Origin of the sequence: Amycolatopsis nigrescens CSC17Ta-90 (genome assembly GCF_000384315.1) — a bacterium.
GTDB classification, from domain to species: Bacteria; Actinomycetota; Actinomycetes; order Mycobacteriales; family Pseudonocardiaceae; genus Amycolatopsis; species Amycolatopsis nigrescens.
Genome location: NZ_ARVW01000001.1, coordinates 4,147,404 through 4,163,230, shown reverse-complemented (window position 1 = coordinate 4,163,230; position 15,827 = coordinate 4,147,404). Strand labels below are relative to the sequence as shown.

15 protein-coding genes and 1 riboswitch are annotated in these 15,827 nt (G+C 69.7%); of the genes, 4 read left to right on the top strand and 11 right to left on the bottom strand.

The window, feature by feature from the left end:
• Nucleotides 1-123: 123 nt before the first annotated feature.
• Nucleotides 124-2,679 (bottom strand): ATP-dependent Clp protease ATP-binding subunit, encoded by a 2,556-nt coding sequence (locus tag AMYNI_RS0119695; RefSeq protein ID WP_020669759.1) that lies wholly within the window; start codon nucleotides 2,677-2,679, stop codon nucleotides 124-126.
• A 355-nt stretch (nucleotides 2,680-3,034) separates the two neighbouring features.
• Between AMYNI_RS0119695 and AMYNI_RS0119690 the strand changes: the two genes are divergently transcribed.
• Complete coding sequence (locus AMYNI_RS0119690) at nucleotides 3,035-3,859, top strand: (2Fe-2S)-binding protein (protein WP_020669758.1); 825 nt, start codon at nucleotides 3,035-3,037, stop codon at nucleotides 3,857-3,859.
• Between the two features lie 10 nt (nucleotides 3,860-3,869).
• On the opposite strand, the gene AMYNI_RS0119685 is transcribed toward AMYNI_RS0119690, so the two are convergent.
• Entirely contained in the window at nucleotides 3,870-4,457 is a 588-nt protein-coding gene (locus AMYNI_RS0119685; RefSeq protein WP_020669757.1) for a TIGR03086 family metal-binding protein, read from the bottom strand.
• Nucleotides 4,458-4,540: 83 nt separating this feature from the next.
• Between AMYNI_RS0119685 and AMYNI_RS0119680 the strand changes: the two genes are divergently transcribed.
• Nucleotides 4,541-5,332, top strand: a complete 792-nt coding sequence (locus tag AMYNI_RS0119680; RefSeq protein ID WP_040405824.1) for a helix-turn-helix domain-containing protein — start codon at nucleotides 4,541-4,543, stop codon at nucleotides 5,330-5,332.
• Between the two features lie 136 nt (nucleotides 5,333-5,468).
• On the opposite strand, the gene AMYNI_RS0119675 is transcribed toward AMYNI_RS0119680, so the two are convergent.
• Both AMYNI_RS0119675 and lysS read right to left on the bottom strand, forming a co-directional pair.
• Complete coding sequence (locus AMYNI_RS0119675) at nucleotides 5,469-5,816, bottom strand: histone-like nucleoid-structuring protein Lsr2 (RefSeq protein WP_020669755.1); 348 nt, start codon at nucleotides 5,814-5,816, stop codon at nucleotides 5,469-5,471.
• Nucleotides 5,817-5,982: 166 nt separating this feature from the next.
• A complete protein-coding gene (lysS, locus tag AMYNI_RS0119670; RefSeq protein ID WP_020669754.1) occupies nucleotides 5,983-7,494 on the bottom strand; it encodes a lysine--tRNA ligase in 1,512 nt (503 codons plus the stop codon).
• Between the two features lie 94 nt (nucleotides 7,495-7,588).
• Here lysS and AMYNI_RS0119665 point away from each other — a divergent pair, with 94 nt between their 5' ends.
• Together AMYNI_RS0119665 and AMYNI_RS0119660 are read left to right on the top strand one after the other, a co-directional pair.
• Nucleotides 7,589-8,374, top strand: coding sequence for a class I SAM-dependent methyltransferase (locus tag AMYNI_RS0119665; protein WP_020669753.1), 786 nt, complete (start codon nucleotides 7,589-7,591; stop codon nucleotides 8,372-8,374).
• A gap of 24 nt (nucleotides 8,375-8,398) precedes the next feature.
• A riboswitch (guanidine-III (ykkC-III) riboswitch) is annotated at nucleotides 8,399-8,461 on the top strand.
• Between the two features lie 38 nt (nucleotides 8,462-8,499).
• Nucleotides 8,500-8,814, top strand: coding sequence for a DMT family transporter (locus tag AMYNI_RS0119660; protein WP_020669752.1), 315 nt, complete (start codon nucleotides 8,500-8,502; stop codon nucleotides 8,812-8,814).
• A 10-nt stretch (nucleotides 8,815-8,824) separates the two neighbouring features.
• On the opposite strand, the gene AMYNI_RS0119655 is transcribed toward AMYNI_RS0119660, so the two are convergent.
• The 7 genes from AMYNI_RS0119655 to AMYNI_RS0119625 all read right to left on the bottom strand — a co-directional run bounded on the left by AMYNI_RS0119655 (nucleotide 8,825) and on the right by AMYNI_RS0119625 (nucleotide 15,758).
• Nucleotides 8,825-9,610, bottom strand: coding sequence for a type III pantothenate kinase (locus tag AMYNI_RS0119655; protein WP_026360668.1), 786 nt, complete (start codon nucleotides 9,608-9,610; stop codon nucleotides 8,825-8,827).
• A 3-nt stretch (nucleotides 9,611-9,613) separates the two neighbouring features.
• Nucleotides 9,614-10,111, bottom strand: coding sequence for an aspartate 1-decarboxylase (gene panD, locus AMYNI_RS0119650; RefSeq protein WP_020669750.1), 498 nt, complete (start codon nucleotides 10,109-10,111; stop codon nucleotides 9,614-9,616).
• 10 nt (nucleotides 10,112-10,121) lie between these two features.
• A complete protein-coding gene (panC, locus tag AMYNI_RS0119645) occupies nucleotides 10,122-11,042 on the bottom strand; it encodes a pantoate--beta-alanine ligase (RefSeq protein ID WP_020669749.1) in 921 nt (306 codons plus the stop codon).
• On the bottom strand, nucleotides 11,039-11,944 hold the full coding sequence (locus AMYNI_RS0119640; RefSeq protein WP_026360667.1) for a Rossmann-like and DUF2520 domain-containing protein: 906 nt from the start codon (nucleotides 11,942-11,944) through the stop codon (nucleotides 11,039-11,041). The genes panC and AMYNI_RS0119640 overlap by 4 nt, the downstream gene beginning before the upstream one ends.
• 172 nt (nucleotides 11,945-12,116) lie before the next feature.
• Nucleotides 12,117-13,232: a PrsW family intramembrane metalloprotease gene (locus AMYNI_RS0119635; RefSeq protein WP_020669747.1), complete on the bottom strand. Its 1,116-nt coding sequence runs from the start codon at nucleotides 13,230-13,232 to the stop codon at nucleotides 12,117-12,119.
• Between the two features lie 156 nt (nucleotides 13,233-13,388).
• Nucleotides 13,389-15,227 (bottom strand): DUF6779 domain-containing protein, encoded by a 1,839-nt coding sequence (locus AMYNI_RS0119630; protein WP_026360666.1) that lies wholly within the window; start codon nucleotides 15,225-15,227, stop codon nucleotides 13,389-13,391.
• Between the two features lie 69 nt (nucleotides 15,228-15,296).
• Entirely contained in the window at nucleotides 15,297-15,758 is a 462-nt protein-coding gene (locus tag AMYNI_RS0119625) for a DUF3180 domain-containing protein (protein WP_020669745.1), read from the bottom strand.
• Between the last annotated feature and the right edge of the window lie 69 nt (nucleotides 15,759-15,827).

Genomic DNA, 15,827 nt, shown 5'->3' with positions numbered 1-15,827 from the left:
TGTTCGTCCCGGGTGCGGGTGTCCCGCATGCAGCAGTCAACACTTTTCACTCACGACCGGTGAGCTGCGAAAACGCCCCCTGGGAGTGGTCCCAGGGGGCGTTTTCGCGTACTTGCGGGTGGATCAGTCGGCTTCGGCTTCACCGGCGTCGTCGCCGCCGGAAGCACCGATGCTGACCGGAGGCGCGTCCGGGACCTCCAGCGGCTTCGCCTCGCCGCGGAAGGTGAAGTGCGCCTTGTCGTCCTTCTCGCCGTCTTCGCCCTTCCAGCCTTCGACGTCGACAATGATGATCTGGCCGGGCTGCACCTCGCCGAACAGGATCTTCTCGGACAGCTGGTCCTCGATCTCCCGCTGGATGGTGCGGCGCAGCGGACGGGCACCGAGCACCGGGTCGAAGCCGCGCTTGGCCAGCAGCGCCTTCGCCTTGTCGGTGACCTCGAGGGCCATGTCCTTGGCCTTCAGCTGCTTCTCGACCCGGGTGACCATCAGGTCGACCATCTCGATGATCTGGTCCTTGGTCAACTGGTGGAAGACGATGATGTCGTCGATCCGGTTGAGGAACTCGGGCCGGAAGTGCTTCTTCATCTCCTCGTTGACCTTTTGCTTCATCTTCTCGTACTTCGAGCTTTCGTCGTTGCCCGAGGAGAAGCCGAGCGACACGGACTTGGAGATGTCCGTGGTGCCCAGGTTCGAGGTGAAGATCAGCACCGTGTTCTTGAAGTCGACCGTGCGACCCTGACCGTCGGTCAGGCGGCCGTCTTCGAGCACCTGCAGCAGCGTGTTGTAGATCTCCTGGTGCGCCTTCTCGATCTCGTCGAAGAGCACCACGGAGAACGGCTTGCGCCGGACCTTCTCGGTGAGCTGGCCGCCCTCCTCGTAGCCGACGTAGCCCGGAGGGGCACCGAACAGCCGCGAGGCGGTGTAGCGGTCGTGGAACTCGCCCATGTCGATCTGGATGAGCGCGTCGTCCTCGCCGAACAGGAACGCCGCCAGCGTCTTGGACAGCTCGGTCTTACCGACCCCGGACGGGCCGGCGAAGATGAACGAGCCGGACGGGCGCTTCGGGTCCTTCAGGCCGGCACGGGTACGGCGGATCGCCTGCGAGACCGCCTTGACGGCGTCCTCCTGGCCGATGATCCGCTTGTGCAGCTCGGTCTCCATGCGCAGGAGCCGGGTGGTCTCCTCCTCGGTGAGCTTGAACACCGGGATGCCGGTCCAGTTCGCCAGCACCTCGGCGATCTGCTCCTCGTCGACCTCGGCGACGACGTCGAGGTCGCCGTCCTTCCACTGCTTCTCCCGCTCACCCTTCTGGCCGAGGAGCGTCTTCTCCTCGTCGCGCAGGCGGGCGGCCCGCTCGAAGTCCTGCGCGTCTATCGCGGACTCCTTGTCGCGGCGCACGTCGGCGATCTTCTCGTCGAACTCGCGCAGGTCCGGCGGCGCGGTCATCCGGCGGATGCGCATCCGCGCGCCGGCCTCGTCGATCAGGTCGATCGCCTTGTCCGGCAGGAACCGGTCGTTGATGTACCGGTCGGCAAGGGTGGCCGCCTGCACCAGCGCGCCGTCGGTGATCGAGACGCGGTGGTGCGCCTCGTACCGGTCACGCAGGCCCTTGAGGATCTCGATGGTGTGCTCGAGCGAGGGCTCGCCGACCTGGATCGGCTGGAACCGGCGCTCCAGCGCGGCGTCCTTCTCGATGTACTTGCGGTACTCCTCGAGCGTGGTGGCACCGATGGTCTGCAGCTCACCACGGGCCAGCATCGGCTTGAGGATGGACGCGGCGTCGATCGCGCCCTCGGCGGCACCCGCGCCGACGAGCGTGTGCAGCTCGTCGATGAACAGGATGATGTCGCCGCGGGTCTTGATCTCCTTGAGCACCTTCTTCAGGCGCTCTTCGAAGTCACCGCGGTACCGGGAGCCGGCCACCAGCGAGCCGAGGTCCAGGGTGTAGAGCTGCTTGTCCTTCAGCGTCTCCGGCACTTCGCCCTTGACGATGTTCTGGGCGAGGCCCTCCACCACGGCGGTCTTGCCGACGCCGGGCTCACCGATCAGCACCGGGTTGTTCTTGGTGCGCCGGGACAGCACCTGCATGACCCGCTCGATCTCCTTGCCGCGCCCGATCACCGGGTCGAGCTTGCCCTCGCGGGCGGAGACGGTCAGGTTGCGGCCGAACTGGTCGAGCACCAGCGACGAGGACGGGGTGCCCTCACCGCGGCCGCCACCGGCCTCCTGCGGCTCCTTGCCCTGGTAGCCCGAGAGCAGCTGCAGCACCTGCTGGCGTACCCGGTTCAGGTCGGCGCCGAGCTTCACCAGCACCTGTGCGGCGACGCCCTCGCCCTCGCGGATCAGCCCGAGCAGGATGTGCTCGGTGCCGATGTAGTTGTGGCCGAGCTGCAGCGCTTCGCGCAGGGACAGCTCCAGCACCTTCTTAGCACGCGGCGTGAAGGGGATGTGCCCGCTAGGGGCCTGCTGGCCCTGGCCGATGATCTCCTCGACCTGCTGGCGGACGCCCTCCAGCGCGATGCCCAACGATTCGAGCGCCTTGGCGGCGACACCCTCACCCTCGTGGATAAGACCCAGGAGGATGTGCTCGGTGCCGATGTAGTTGTGGTTGAGCATCCTGGCTTCTTCCTGGGCCAGGACGACCACCCGCCTCGCGCGGTCGGTGAACCTTTCGAACATTCCCACTCCCTCGACTGCTGCGCCGGCGGTACGACCCACCACGAATTCCGTGCGGTGGGTTCAGCACCGTAAGACCACTGTAGTAGCCAAGCGGTAGCGCTGGCGTACCACTACGCCGGATTGAGTCTCAGCAGCCCACTCGCCGGTCTTGGTCGACCCCGAGTCTTCGCTGGTGACTGACACCTCGTCCAACGTGCGGGCCCCTGCCCGGATTCCATCGGGGCCGCCTGTCCGCTCAACGCGAACAGGCCCGAATATCCACCTTTCGGGAGATTTCCCACCGGCGGGTGGCGCCCTCCGGGACGATATGTAAGGTTAGGCAGACCTAATCGCCCGTTTGGAGCAAGGAGGCCGCATGCATCCATCGCGGACCCCTCGCGCCGTCACGGGCGGGCTGGCCGACTCCCTGCTCAGGGTCGCCGGACGGCAACAGCGGACCGAGCTCAGGGTCGACCTGCCCGGCGACCAGGACTGGCAGCTCTGCGCCGACCTGCTGGCCGATCCCGCCGGTTTCGACCGCTGGCGCAAGCTGCTCGCCGGCTGGCTGCGGGAGCAGTTCGGCGACGCGCCGGAGCGGACCACCGCCGGTTACGTGATGTCCTGGTACCTGCACGTACCGGCCTACGCCGGCGCGCTGCTGCTGCACCACGAGCGCCGGGTGCCCGCGCTGCGGCCCGCCGAGCTGGCGTTCCGGCTGTCCTCCGACCGGCCGCACCCGGACGGGATCGCGGTGCTCGGCGACCGGTTCTACTGCCTGCCGTCGGACCCCGGCTCGGCGCTGCCCACCGCGACCGTGGTGCCCGACGAGCGGGCGCTGGCCGCGATCCTGCGAGCCCGCTACCTCGCGCACGCCGGCCGGTTCGTCCGCGCCTTCGCGCCGCGCAGCCCGCTCGGCAGGCGGATGCTCTGGGCCGCGGCCACCGATGCGCTGGACAACTCGCTGTGGTGGGCCGGCAAGCAGGGCGGCACCGCCGAGGCCGAAGGCGCCGGGGTGGCCGACGCGGCGCTGGTGCTCTCCACCAGGCACGCGCCGCTGACCGCGGCGTCCACCCTGCGCCTGGTGGAGGGCCGGGACGGCCACCGGGAGTGGACCCGCCGCCGGGAGAGCTGCTGCTTCTCCTACGTACTGCCGGGCGAGACCGAATGCGAAACCTGCCCTCGGATCTGCCCGAAGGGGTGACCAGGGGCGGCTACCGGGGCGAGGCCCAGGCGGGGTCCCGGCCGGAGACGCCGAGCGCGCGCTCGAGGAAGGACGCGGTCGGCGGCACCGGCACCTCCGGCCCGTAGACCTTCATCTCCCTTGCCTGCTCCGCACCCGCGGCGGTGAGCTCGAACAGTCGCTCGGCCACCTCCGGCGCGCAGTGCCACGGCCGCCCGGTCGCGGCGGCCAGGTCCCAGCCGTGCAGCACGAACTCGCCGAGCACCATGGCGGCGACCATGGCCGCGGGCAGCTCGGTGCCGCCGAAGCGGGTGCTCCCGGCCACCGCGTCCGGAGCCGCGTAGGCACCGGTGAGATCGCGGGTCTGTGCGCGCAGGGCCGCCCGCCAGTCCCCGGTGACGAGATCGGTGTCGCGTTCGCCGCCCGTCACCTCCGGAGCGGGCCGCCGCCGCGCCGCCGCGGCCAGCCACGGCCCCCAATAGAGCAAATGGTTGAGCAGCGCGCGAACGTCGTACTCGGCGCAGGGCGTAGGCAAGATGAGCTGGTCGGACCCGATCGAGTCCAGCAGCCGCTCGAACGGCTCCGCGGCAGTGGACAGCAGGGTATGCATTTCGGACATGCGGGTCATTTACGCACTTGGCCTGGCCGCGGGTCTTGAACAAACACGACAGGTCCGACAGGTCACCGCACTACTGTTGAACCGTGTCCAAGCACCGGATACCCCAGGGAATCGTGGACGAGCCGCTGGCCGCCACGAAGTTCACGCTGGACCGTTATGCACCGGCAACCGAGCTGCGCCCGTTCGTGGAGTACTACTGGGTGCTGCACTGGGATCTGCGCGGACAGCCGCCCCACCTGCAACGGATACTGCCGAACCTTTCCGTGCACGCCAGTTTCTTCGCGGGCGAGTCCGGGGTGTTCGGGCCAGCCCGCCAAAGCCGGTCGCATCTGCTGCGCGGACGGGTGCAAGGCCTCGGTGTCCGATTCCGGCCCGGTTGTTTCCGGCCGTTCCTCGCCGCGCCGGTCTCCACCATCGCCGATAGCGTGCTCCCGCTCCGTGACATCTTCGGCACGGAAGCCGAGCGCGCCCTGTCTGTCGTATCGAAAGCCACCGAGGATGACGAAATGGTCACCGAGATGGACCGGCTGCTGTGCACGAATGTGCCAACGTTACCCACTTCGGCCGAACGGGCGGCCCAGATTGTCGAAACCGTTGCTGCGGATAGCGCAATTACCACGGTAGCCCGGTTGGCCGAGGCCGCCGGTACCACGGTGCGGACCTTGCAACGGCTGTTCGGCGAGTATGTGGGCGTCGGCCCCAAGTGGGCGATTCGGGTCTACCGGATCAACGAAGCGGCCCAGCGGATCGGCGGCGCGGAGCGGATCGACTACGCGGCACTGGCGGACGAACTCGGATACAGCGACCAGGCGCACTTCACCCGTGATTTCACCGCGGCCGTCGGCACCCCGCCTGCCAGGTACGGAAACCGCTGAAACCACTGGAGGACATGGAGAAGGGCCACCGGGACGTTTCCCGGCGGCCCTTCTCCAGTCTGGCTCGAAGCAGGTGCGGGGCCGATCCCCGGCGCCGGGGCTGGCGCACGGGACTGGCCTGCTCGGACGGCTCCTGTCAGTTCTTCTTGTGGTAGGCGTCGACAACCTCGGACGGGATGCGCCCGCGGTCGGAAACCTGAAAACCATTCTTGCGGGCCCAGGCGCGAATGGCCTGGTTCTGCTCGCGGTCCACCGTTGCCGGCCTGGCCGCGACCTTGCTGGCCACCCTGCTGGCGGTCCGCTTGCGGCCGCCGGCGCGGCGCGCGTGCTCCACGTACTGGGCGAGCGCGTCCCGCAATTCCTCGGCGTTATCCGAGGAGAGATCGATCTGGTAGCTGACGCCGTCCAAACCGAACTCGACGGTCTCCTCGGCCTCAGATCCGTCGAGATCGTCGACCAGGGAGATCATAACCTTCTCAACCATCGGTTTTCCTCCTGCTTAGAGCTTGCTGGAATGATCGGGTAGGGGCGTACCCCGGGACAGAAGCTTCGGCTAAGACATTAATACCCGGAACCGCCGCTAAACGCAAATCCTGATTGCCGTTAGTGGTCATCCATATGGTTCCCGGCCCGCCCCACCTTCGAGAGGGCTATTCGGGACGTACCTGCGGGAAGAGGATGGTCTCCCGGATACCCAGCCCGGTCAGCGCCATCAGCAACCGATCGATACCCATTCCGACACCGCCGCTCGGCGGCATTCCGTACTCCAGGGCGCGCAGGAAATCCTCGTCGAGCCGCATGGCCTCACTATCCCCGGCGGCACCGAGCCTGGCCTGCTCGACCAGCCTTTGCCGCTCGATAACCGGGTCCACCAACTCCGAGTACCCGGTGCCGAGTTCGAATCCGCGCACGTAGAGATCCCACTTCTCGGCCACCCCCGGCTCGCTGCGGTGCTGCCTGGTCAGCGGCGAGGTCTCCACCGGGAAATCCCGGACAAATGTGGGCGCGTACAGGTGGTCCCCGATGAGATGCTCCCACAGCTCTTCGACGAGTTTGCCGTGCCCGAGTTTCGGATCGACCTCCAGCCCGAGCGTCGCGGCGAAGGAGCGCAGCTTCTCCACGGTCGTCTCCGGAGTGACTTCTTCGCCGAGCTTCTCCGACAGCGAGCCGTACATTGTCAGACTGGTCCATTCGCCGGACACGTCGTACTCGCTACCGTCGGCCAGCGTGACCACCTGGGTGCCGAACGCGGCGTCAGCGGCCTCCTGGACCAGTTCCCTCGTCATCGTGGCCATCGTGTCGTAGGTGCCGTAGGCCTCGTAGTACTCGAGCATCGCGAACTCGGGCGAATGCGACGAGTCACTGCCCTCGTTGCGGAAGTTCCGGTTGATCTCGAAGACCTTCTCGATCCCGCCGACCACGCAGCGCTTGAGATAGAGCTCCGGCGCGATCCGCAGGTAGAGGTCCTGGTCGAAGGCATTGGAATGGGTCACGAACGGCCTCGCCGACGCACCGCCGTGCAGGTTCTGCAGCATCGGGGTCTCGACCTCGGTGTAGCCGCGGCGGTGGAAGGAATCCCGCAGCGCGCGCTGCACCGCGGCCCTGGTCCGCACCACGTCACGGGCGGTCGGGCGCAGGATGAGGTCGACATAACGCTGCCGGATGCGGGTTTCCTCGGCCAGTTCCTTGTGCGCGACCGGCAGCGGCCGCAGTGCTTTCGAAGTGAGCCGCCAGCCGTCGGCCATAACGGATAGCTCACCTCGTTTGGAGGTGATCACCTCGCCCTGCACGAATACGTGGTCGCCGAGATCCACATCGGACTTCCACCCGGCGAGCGCGTCCTCGCCGACCTTGGCCAGGCTGATCATCGCCTGCAGTTCGGTGCCGTCACCCTCGCGCAGGCTGGCGAAACAGAGCTTTCCGGTATTGCGCAAGAACATGACCCGGCCGGTGACGCCGACCACCGCGCCGGTGGCGGTGTCCGCGGGCAGCCCGGAATGGGCCGCGCGGACTTCGGCCAGCGAGTGCGTGCGGGGCACCTCGACCGGATACGGTTCGACACCCTCCGCGATTATCCGGTCGCGCTTCTCCCGGCGCACTCGCATCTGTTCGGGCAAGTCCTCGTCGGTGGTCGCGCGCTCCGGGGCGGAGTTATCGGTCATGGCCCACAGCGTACGAACTCACCGATTCGGTACGCCAACCGGATTACCCGTAACCGCCGTGGAGGTGGAAAATTGCGGTAATAGCATTCGCTACGTGACCGAGCCGACCGACGAATCAGAGCGGGAACTCCGGGCCAGGCGGGCGGCGTCCTTCGGCGCCAAGGCCGCGGACTACGCGGCACACCGGCCGGACTATCCGGTGGCGGCGGTGCGCTGGGGACTGGCCGGGGCGACCGGCACCGCCACCGGGGTGCTCGACCTCGCGGCGGGCACCGGCAAGCTCACCGAGGGCCTGCTGGCACTCGGGCTGGACGTGACCGCGGTCGAACCCGACGACGAGATGCGCGCCGAACTGCGGGCCGCGCTGCCCGGGGTGCCGGCTTTCGCCGGTACCGCGGAGCGGATCCCGCTCGCCGACGCGAGCGTGGACGCGGTGTTCGTGGCGCAGGCGTTCCACTGGTTCGACGTCGGCCCGGCGCTCACCGAGATCGCCAGGGTGCTCCGGCCGGGCGGAGTGGTGACCGCGTTGTGGAACCACGACGACGAATCCGTGCCGTGGGTGGCCGAGTTCTCCCGGCTGGTCCGCACCGGCGTCAGCCGGGGCTGGGCCGGCGAGTCCGCCCTGCCCGAACACCACGAGTTCGGCCCGTTCCAGCGCGAGCGCTTCGGCCATGCCCAGCGGCGCACCGCGGCGACATTGGTGGAGACGGTGGCCACCCATTCACACGTGCTCGTCACCGGCCCGGCCGAACGCGCGGCCCTGCTGCGCACCGCTCGCGAATTCCTCGCCGGACGGGGAGAAACCGCGCACGGCGAGTTCGACCTGCCGCTGGTCACCACCGCGATCCGGGCCACCCGGTGGCCAACGCCACCACCCTGACCAGCCGAAACGGTGCTATCGTCGGAAACGACGGCAAGACCGTCCCGGACGAGGGCGTCGTACCCGGCCACGACAAGACGACGCGGTGCAGCAATAAAACCTGTTGACACTGCGGAGGTCTGATCATGGCTTGGTTGGTACTCGTGGTTTCCGGCGTGCTGGAAACGGTATGGGCGACGGCGCTGAACGCGTCCAAGGGATTCAGCAAACTGCCGGCCACCGTGCTCTTCCTGGTCAGCCTGACCTTGAGCATGGGCGGCCTGGCATACGCGATGCGCAGCATTCCGATCGGCACCGGCTACGCGGTCTGGGTCGGCATCGGCGCCATCGGCACCGCGGCCTACGGCATGTTCGCGCTCGGCGACCCGGTGACCGTCGGCCGGATCACCTGCCTGGTGCTGATCGTGGCCGGCGTGGTGGGACTGAAGATCCTGCACTGAGTCCCGGAAGTCAGCGCGCGCTGCGCTCGTAGACCAGGCGCAGCCCGAGCAGGGTGAGGTCCGGGGCGTGCTCGGTGATGGTCTCCGACTCGGCGAGCACCAGCGGCGCGAGGCCACCGGTGGCGATCACCGCCACCGGTTCGGCCGAGTCCCCGGACAGCTCGCGGACGATCCGCTTCACCAGGCCGTCCACCTGGCCGGCGAAGCCGTACACGATGCCGGACTGCAGGCACTCCACGGTGTTCTTGCCGATCACCGAGCGCGGCGGCACCAGCTCCACCTTGCGCAGCGCGGCGGCCCGCGCGGCCAGCGCGTCCACCGAGATCTCGATCCCCGGGGCGAAAGCGCCGCCGAGGAACTCGCCCTTCGCGGAAATCGCGTCCACGTTGGTCGAGGTGCCGAAGTCCACCACCACGCAGGCGGTGCTGTGCAGATGATGCGCGGCCAGCGTGTTCACCAGCCGGTCCGCGCCCACCTCCTTCGGGTTGTCCACCAGCAGCGGCACCCCGGTGCGCACCCCAGGCTCCACCACGATCTTCGGCACCCCGGAGTAGTACCGGCCCAGCATCACCCGCAGCTCGCGCAGCACCGCGGGGACGGTGGACAGCGCACTGATCCCGGTCACCGCGTCGGCGTGCTCGCCGAGCAGCCCGCGCATGGTCAGCGCGAGCTCGTCCGCGGTCATCTGCGCGTCGGTGCGCATCCGCCAGTCGCGGACCAGCTCGGCATCCTCGCCCCGGCCGGAATACAGGCCGAGCACGATATTCGTGTTGCCGACGTCAATCGTTAAGAGCAAGTGCTAGCCCTCAGCGTGCAGCAAGGCGTCCAGCCTGGCCGCGTCCACCGTCTCGGCGACGGGGTAAGCCCCGTCTCCCTCCGGCGCGGTCAGCAGTACCGTGCCGCTGATCAGACCGGAACCGTCGGGCGCCTGCGCCGGGTCGTTACCGGCCACGGTGATCCGGTTGTCCGCGTCCACGAACACGATCCGCGGCTGGTAGCTGGCCGCCTCCACGGACTCCATCTGCCCGTAGGCGATCAGGATGACCAGGTCGCCGGGGTGCACCAGATGCGCGGCCGCGCCGTTGATGCCGATCACCCCGCTGTCCCGCTCACCGGTGATCACATAGGTCTCCAGCCGGGCGCCGTTCGTGATGTCCACAATGGACACTTGCTCGCCCGGCAGCAGATCGGCCGCCTCCATCAGCGACTCGTCCACGGTGACCGAGCCGACGTAGTTCAGGTCGGCCTGGGTCACCGTCGCTCGGTGGATCTTCGATTTCAGCATGGTGCGATACATGTGGACTCCCTTATTCCCCTGCGTCCCATTCCTCGCGTTGCGTGCCGTCGGCGGCGGTGCCGAGCAGGACCGCAACGTTGTCGATCAGCCGGGTGCTCCCTACCCTGGCGGCGATCAACAAGCGTGCCTCTCCATCGACGGGCGCGGGACCAAGATCGGTTCCGCGCAGATCGAGGTAATCCACTTCCACGGCCGGTTTCGCGGCGAGTACCTGCTTCGCCGCGGCCAGCACCTCCTCCGCTCCTCGCCTGCCGGCGTGCGCACCCGCGGTCAAAGCCGCGGACAGCACGACGGCGTCTTCGCGCTCCCGTTCGGAAAGGTAGACGTTCCGCGAGGACAGCGCGAGGCCGTCGAACTCCCGCACCGTCGGCACCCCGATCACGTGCGTACCGAAATTCAGGTCGCGAACCATCTTCTTGATCAGCACCAGCTGCTGGTAGTCCTTCTCCCCGAAGAAGGCGTAGTCCGGCCGCACGATGTTGAACAACTTCGCCACCACGGTCAGCACCCCGGCGAAATGCCCCGGCCTGACCGCGCCCTCCAGCTCGTCCCCGAGCGGGCCCGGATGCACCGTCACGGTCGCGCCCTCGGGATAGAGATCCGCCGCCTCCGGGGTGAACGCGAGTTCGGCGCCCACCTCGTCCAGCACCGCCAGATCGCGCTCCAGCGGCCGCGGATAAGCCTCGAAGTCCTCACCGGCGCCGAACTGCAGCGGGTTCACGAAGATCGACGCGGCCACCACCGTGTTCGGCAGCCGCTTCGCCCGGCGCAGCAGCTCACGATGCCCGGCGTGCAGCGCGCCCATGGTGGGCACCAGCGCGATCTGGCGGCTGACCGAGCGCAGCGCGCCGGTCACCCTGGTGATGTCCGCCGGAGCCCGGAACGTGTTCAGCGCGTTCCGGGTGAACTTCGGAGCCGTCTTAGCGATCATTGCGCATCGTGCCCTTCGGCGAATTCGTCGAGGAGGGCGCCGATCTCGGTCGCGGCGGCCTCGGCCAGCTGCCCGGACGCCGAAGCCCGCGCGGCGGTGCGCCTGGCGAGCGTGGCGTAACAGGGCATGACCTCCGGCGCCTCGTCCGCGAGCACCTCGAGGTGGGTGCGGACGGTGCCGGAGTCGCCGCGAGCCACCGGGCCGGTGAGCGCGCGATCGCCCTGTCGCAGCACATTGTCCAACGCGGCGGAAAGCAGCGGGCCGAGTACCCGCTCGGCGTTGCCGACCCCGGCCGTGCGCAGCAGCTCCGCGCAGTCCGCGACCAGCGTGACCAGGTGGTTCGCCCCGTGTGCCAGCGCGGCGTGGTAGAGCGCACGAGCCTCTTCCGGCACCCGGACCGGCTCACCGCCCATCTCCACCACCAGCGCCTCACCGACGTTCCAGGCCGCCTCGTCCCCGGTCTCCGCGGTGACCCCGACGCTGCACGCGGCCATCCGCTGGAGGTCCTCTTCACGGCCGGCGAAGGTCATCACCGGGTGCAGCGCGAGCGGCAGCGCACCGGCCTCGGTGGCGGGGCGGAGTATCCCGACCCCGTGCGCGCCGGAGGTGTGCACCACGATCTGGCCGGGGCGCAGGGAATCGGTGGCCACCAGGCCGCGCACCAGTCCGGACAGCTCGTCGTCGGGCACGGCCAGCAGGATCAGGTCGGCGGCGCGCACCACCTCGTCCGGCGGCAGCAGCGGCACACCCGGCAGCAACGCCTCGGCACGGCGAACGGAGGCGGCGGAGATCGCCGAAGCGGCGATTACGGTGTGTCCCGCCCGGGACAGCGCGGCGCCGAGCACACTGCCCACCCGGCCGGCGGAAACCACGCCGACCGCGAGCCTCGCCGGGCGCATCACGGGGCCGGCCTGCAAGCGCTCATCGTTGAAAACTCCTCGGCTCGTTCCAGTCCCACTAGGCGTCGCGGGTACCGGACGACGGCGCGAGAGTAGTCCCGCCCGCGCTGGTTGGCAGCGGGTAGGTGACAAGCTTCACCCGTCCCGGGTCACCCCTACCGGTGGTCACTCAGGGTCACCGGTCGCTTCCCTTGGCCCGTCCGCCCCCGGCAAGACGGACGGCTTCGGCCCTGGCGGAGCGCAGCACCCCGAGCAGCTCCGACTGGCGCGCGTCGAGCTCGCCGCCAGCCGAGCCGCGGCGCAGGAACGCCAGCTCGGTGACGCTCGACTGGTACGCGCCGACCGCGCGGGCCGCGGCACGGCCGGACTCACGGCCGGCCTGGCGCCGCCACTTCCGCCGGCCGGGCAGGCTGGCCAGCAAGTCCACCTCCGAACGCGCGATCCACCTCGCGGCGGCCATCTCCGGCAGCGCGGCCGCGACGATCCGCTGTTCCCGCCGTCGCTGCCAGAGCACCAGCATCAGCACGCCGATGAACATCGGCACCATGATCAGGAAGTACACGTTGAGGAAGGTCTGCGCCCCGCCGAGGGTGGCCGCGCCGTTCCACAACGCGTGCAGGGCGACCGCGCCGAGATAGCCGGCCAGCGGCACCAGCACCTTCAGCCGGCGGTTGCTGGTGCGGGCCGCGTAGCCGATGGCGATCCCGGTGATCACCGCGAACAGCGGATGCGTGAACGGCGAGAGCACCCCGCGCAGCAGAAAGGCGGTGAGCACACCGGCACTGGTGCCGTCGCCGAAGCCGTAGTCCGCGAAGGCACGGCCGAAGTAGTAGATGTTCTCGGTGAAGGCGAACCCGGCCGCACTGAACCCGGCGTAGACGATGCCGTCCACCACGCCGTCGAACTCACCGGAACGCCGCCACCACACCAGCAGCACGAAAGCGGCCTTCGCCGCCTCCTCCACCAGCGGCGCGGAGACCACGGCGCTGAACTTGCTGCCGTTGCCCGCACCGAAGAGCAGATCGCCGACCGTTTCCGCGGAGTTGTTGATGAGCAGCGCGGTGAGCGTGGCGATGCAGGCGCCCCAGGCGAAACCGAGCAGCAGCAGCCTGGCGGGCTCCGGCTCCCAGCGGTCCACCCAGAGGAAGGCGGCGACCACCACTGCGACCGGCACCAGCGCGGCGACCACCCCGATCACCACACCGAGCACCCCGACCCGCGCGGTGGCGAGCCCGAACAGCAGCAGCCCGCAGAGCGCGACCACGAGCAGGCCGAGCACCGGCAGCAGCACGGTGCTCCGGCGTTGCGTGTGCCGGCGAAGTGATTGCACGCGCCCGGCCGGTCGTCCCCCTCCAGGTCCGGCGGCCTGCGCGCTGGCTGGTCCCCTCACGGTCGGCAACCCTACGGCCGCGCCCCGGCGCCCGGATGAGCGACTGCGAGAGGTGAGTTAATCCTCGGCACGGCGACGGCGGCGCGGCGTGCTGTCGGTGGACCCGTGCGCGGCCAGCAACTCGCTCACCGAACGGCCGGCGGTGTGCGAACCCGACTCCGGCTCGGTGTGCGCGGCGGCGGAGCGATGGCCGTTGGCACCGTTGCGGCCCGGCTCGGCGGCACCCGAGGCGTCCGGCCTGGCGTGGCTGCCGGTCGCGGACTGGCCGTTCGCCGGGGAAGAGTGCCGCGAGCCGCGGGCCGCCTCCTCCCGCTCGGCGATGCTCTGCCAGGACGGCGGCTCACCGTCGGGACGGCGGCGGCGACCGCCGGAGGTCTCCGGCTGTTCGGGCGCGGGCGGGGTCACCGGCGCGGACGGCTCGTCGTCGGCGCGGCGGCGACGGCCACCGGGGCGGCCCTGTTCCTGGATCTGGCGCACCGACTCGGGCAGCGTCGGGTTGTTCTGCTGCGGCTCGGCGGCCGGCGGGGTGGCCGGCTGCTCGGCCGCCGCCGACCGGTGCACCCCGTGCCGCGACGGCGGCAGGGGTTCGGGCGCGGGTTGCGGCTGCGGTGCCGGTTGCGGGGTGGCGATCCTGGTCTCCTCGTTCGGCCCTGGCTTGCGCTCGGGTTCGGTGGGCCGCCTGCCGTTGCCGTTCGCGGCGACCGGCGGCAGCCGGTCGTAGGTACCGCCACGGGGCCGGCTGGGGAAAGCGGCGGAAAGGTCGTTCACCGGGCGCTCGCGGTTCTCCCAGGACGACTTCCGGTCCAGGTCGAGCCCCTTCGCCACCTCGGTCGGGGCGTCCACCTGCGGTTTGGCCGGTGCGGCGGGTTCCGGCTTCGGCGCGGGCTTCGCGGGGGGCGGGTTCAGGCCCGCCGCCGGGCGGCCGCGGTCGAGGGGTTCCATCGACGGCTGCGTCGGCTCCAGCCGCGGCCGCTGCTCCGGCCGTCGCGGCGGCTCCGCCCGCGCCGCGGGCTGCGGTGTCGGTGGTGTCGGTGGCTTCGGCGGCACCGGCGGTTTCGCCGGCTTGTGCACGCGGGTGGTCTCGTTGCGGGTCTGCCCGAGTGCCTTGGCCGCCATCGCGGACGCGGCGGCGGCCTGCTCGGCGCTCACCCGGCGGGTCGGCGGACCGTCCTCGACCGGCGGCTCCGGCCGCCTCGGCTCGGTGCGCCTCGGCTCGGGAGACTTGGGCTGAGCGGTGTTCGGGGCCTTCGGTGCTTTCTGGGCCTGCTGGGCGCCGGCCTTGCGCCGATGCTCCGCCGCCGAACCCTGCTCCAGCACCCGCTCGATCAGGTCGGTCGGATGCTCCACCGGCTCCGGCTTCTTGGTACCGGCGGCCAGTTGGGCCGGCTTCGGCTTGCCGTTGCTGCCACCGGCGGCCTGCACCACCCGCTGCTCCTGCAGGGAGCGCATCCGGGTGGCCTGCGCGGTCAGCGCGACCCGCTCGTAGAGCACCTCGCCGCCGAACAGCGACTGCAGGCTTTCGCGCAGTGCGGTCAGCTCGGCGCGCAGCGCGTCCAGCTCCTCGCGGGAGTCGGCCTCGACCCTGTCCCTGGTGTCCGCCTCGATCTCGAGCTCGTACTCGCGTCTCGCCGCGATCTCCCGCTCCAGCTCCAGCTCGTAGACGGCCTGCGCCTGCGCCACCGACTCCTCGGTGCTGCTGGCGTGCTTGCGGTAGCGGACCGCGAGGAAGGCGCCGACCAGCGCGGCCCAGAGCGCCGCGACGATGCCGAGGCGGAGGAAACGCGCGTCGTCACTGAGCACCAGCGCCAGCGTCGCACCGACGGCGAGGAGCAGACCGACGACAAGCCACGGCCTGCCAGCAAGGCGGCCGCGCGAGTCGTCACCCACGCCAGTCATGTCCAACACCGTACCTTCTAGTAATCCGTTCGAGACCTAGTCGGTACTTCGAGCGGTGGATTCTCCGCGTTAACCGGTAGGCCGGTTTACGCGATCCTGATCACCCGAGTCCGGCGTGCGGCAGCAGTGTTCCAGCCACAGCGCCGCCCCGGCCAGTACCGCTGCGCTGGCGGCTCCGACGAGCGCGGCGGGGAGGTCGTTCGCCGCGGCCGGCAACCAGCCGCCGCGGGGCACCAAGTATCCCAGTGCACCCACCCAGGCACCAAACATCAGTGCGCCGAGCAACGAGGACGCCTTGGCCAGCGCGACCGCCCTGGCCACCGCGATCGCGGCCAGCACGCGACCGGTCTTGATCCGGTTGCGGATGGAGAAGGCGAGCACGGTCTCCACGGCGGCCAGCACCAGCAGGGTGACCCCGGCGGCGACCGGCATCGCGGGCAGCGAACCGTACGCGACCTGGAACAACAGGAAACCGAGGACCAGGCCGATCAGCCCGGCGACGAGAAGTTCGCGGGGCCGCGTGAAGTGCATGAGATCCACCGTAGGCGATTTCGTCCGGCAGACTTGACCCTCCAGTGACTGGAGGGTTCAGCATGAGAT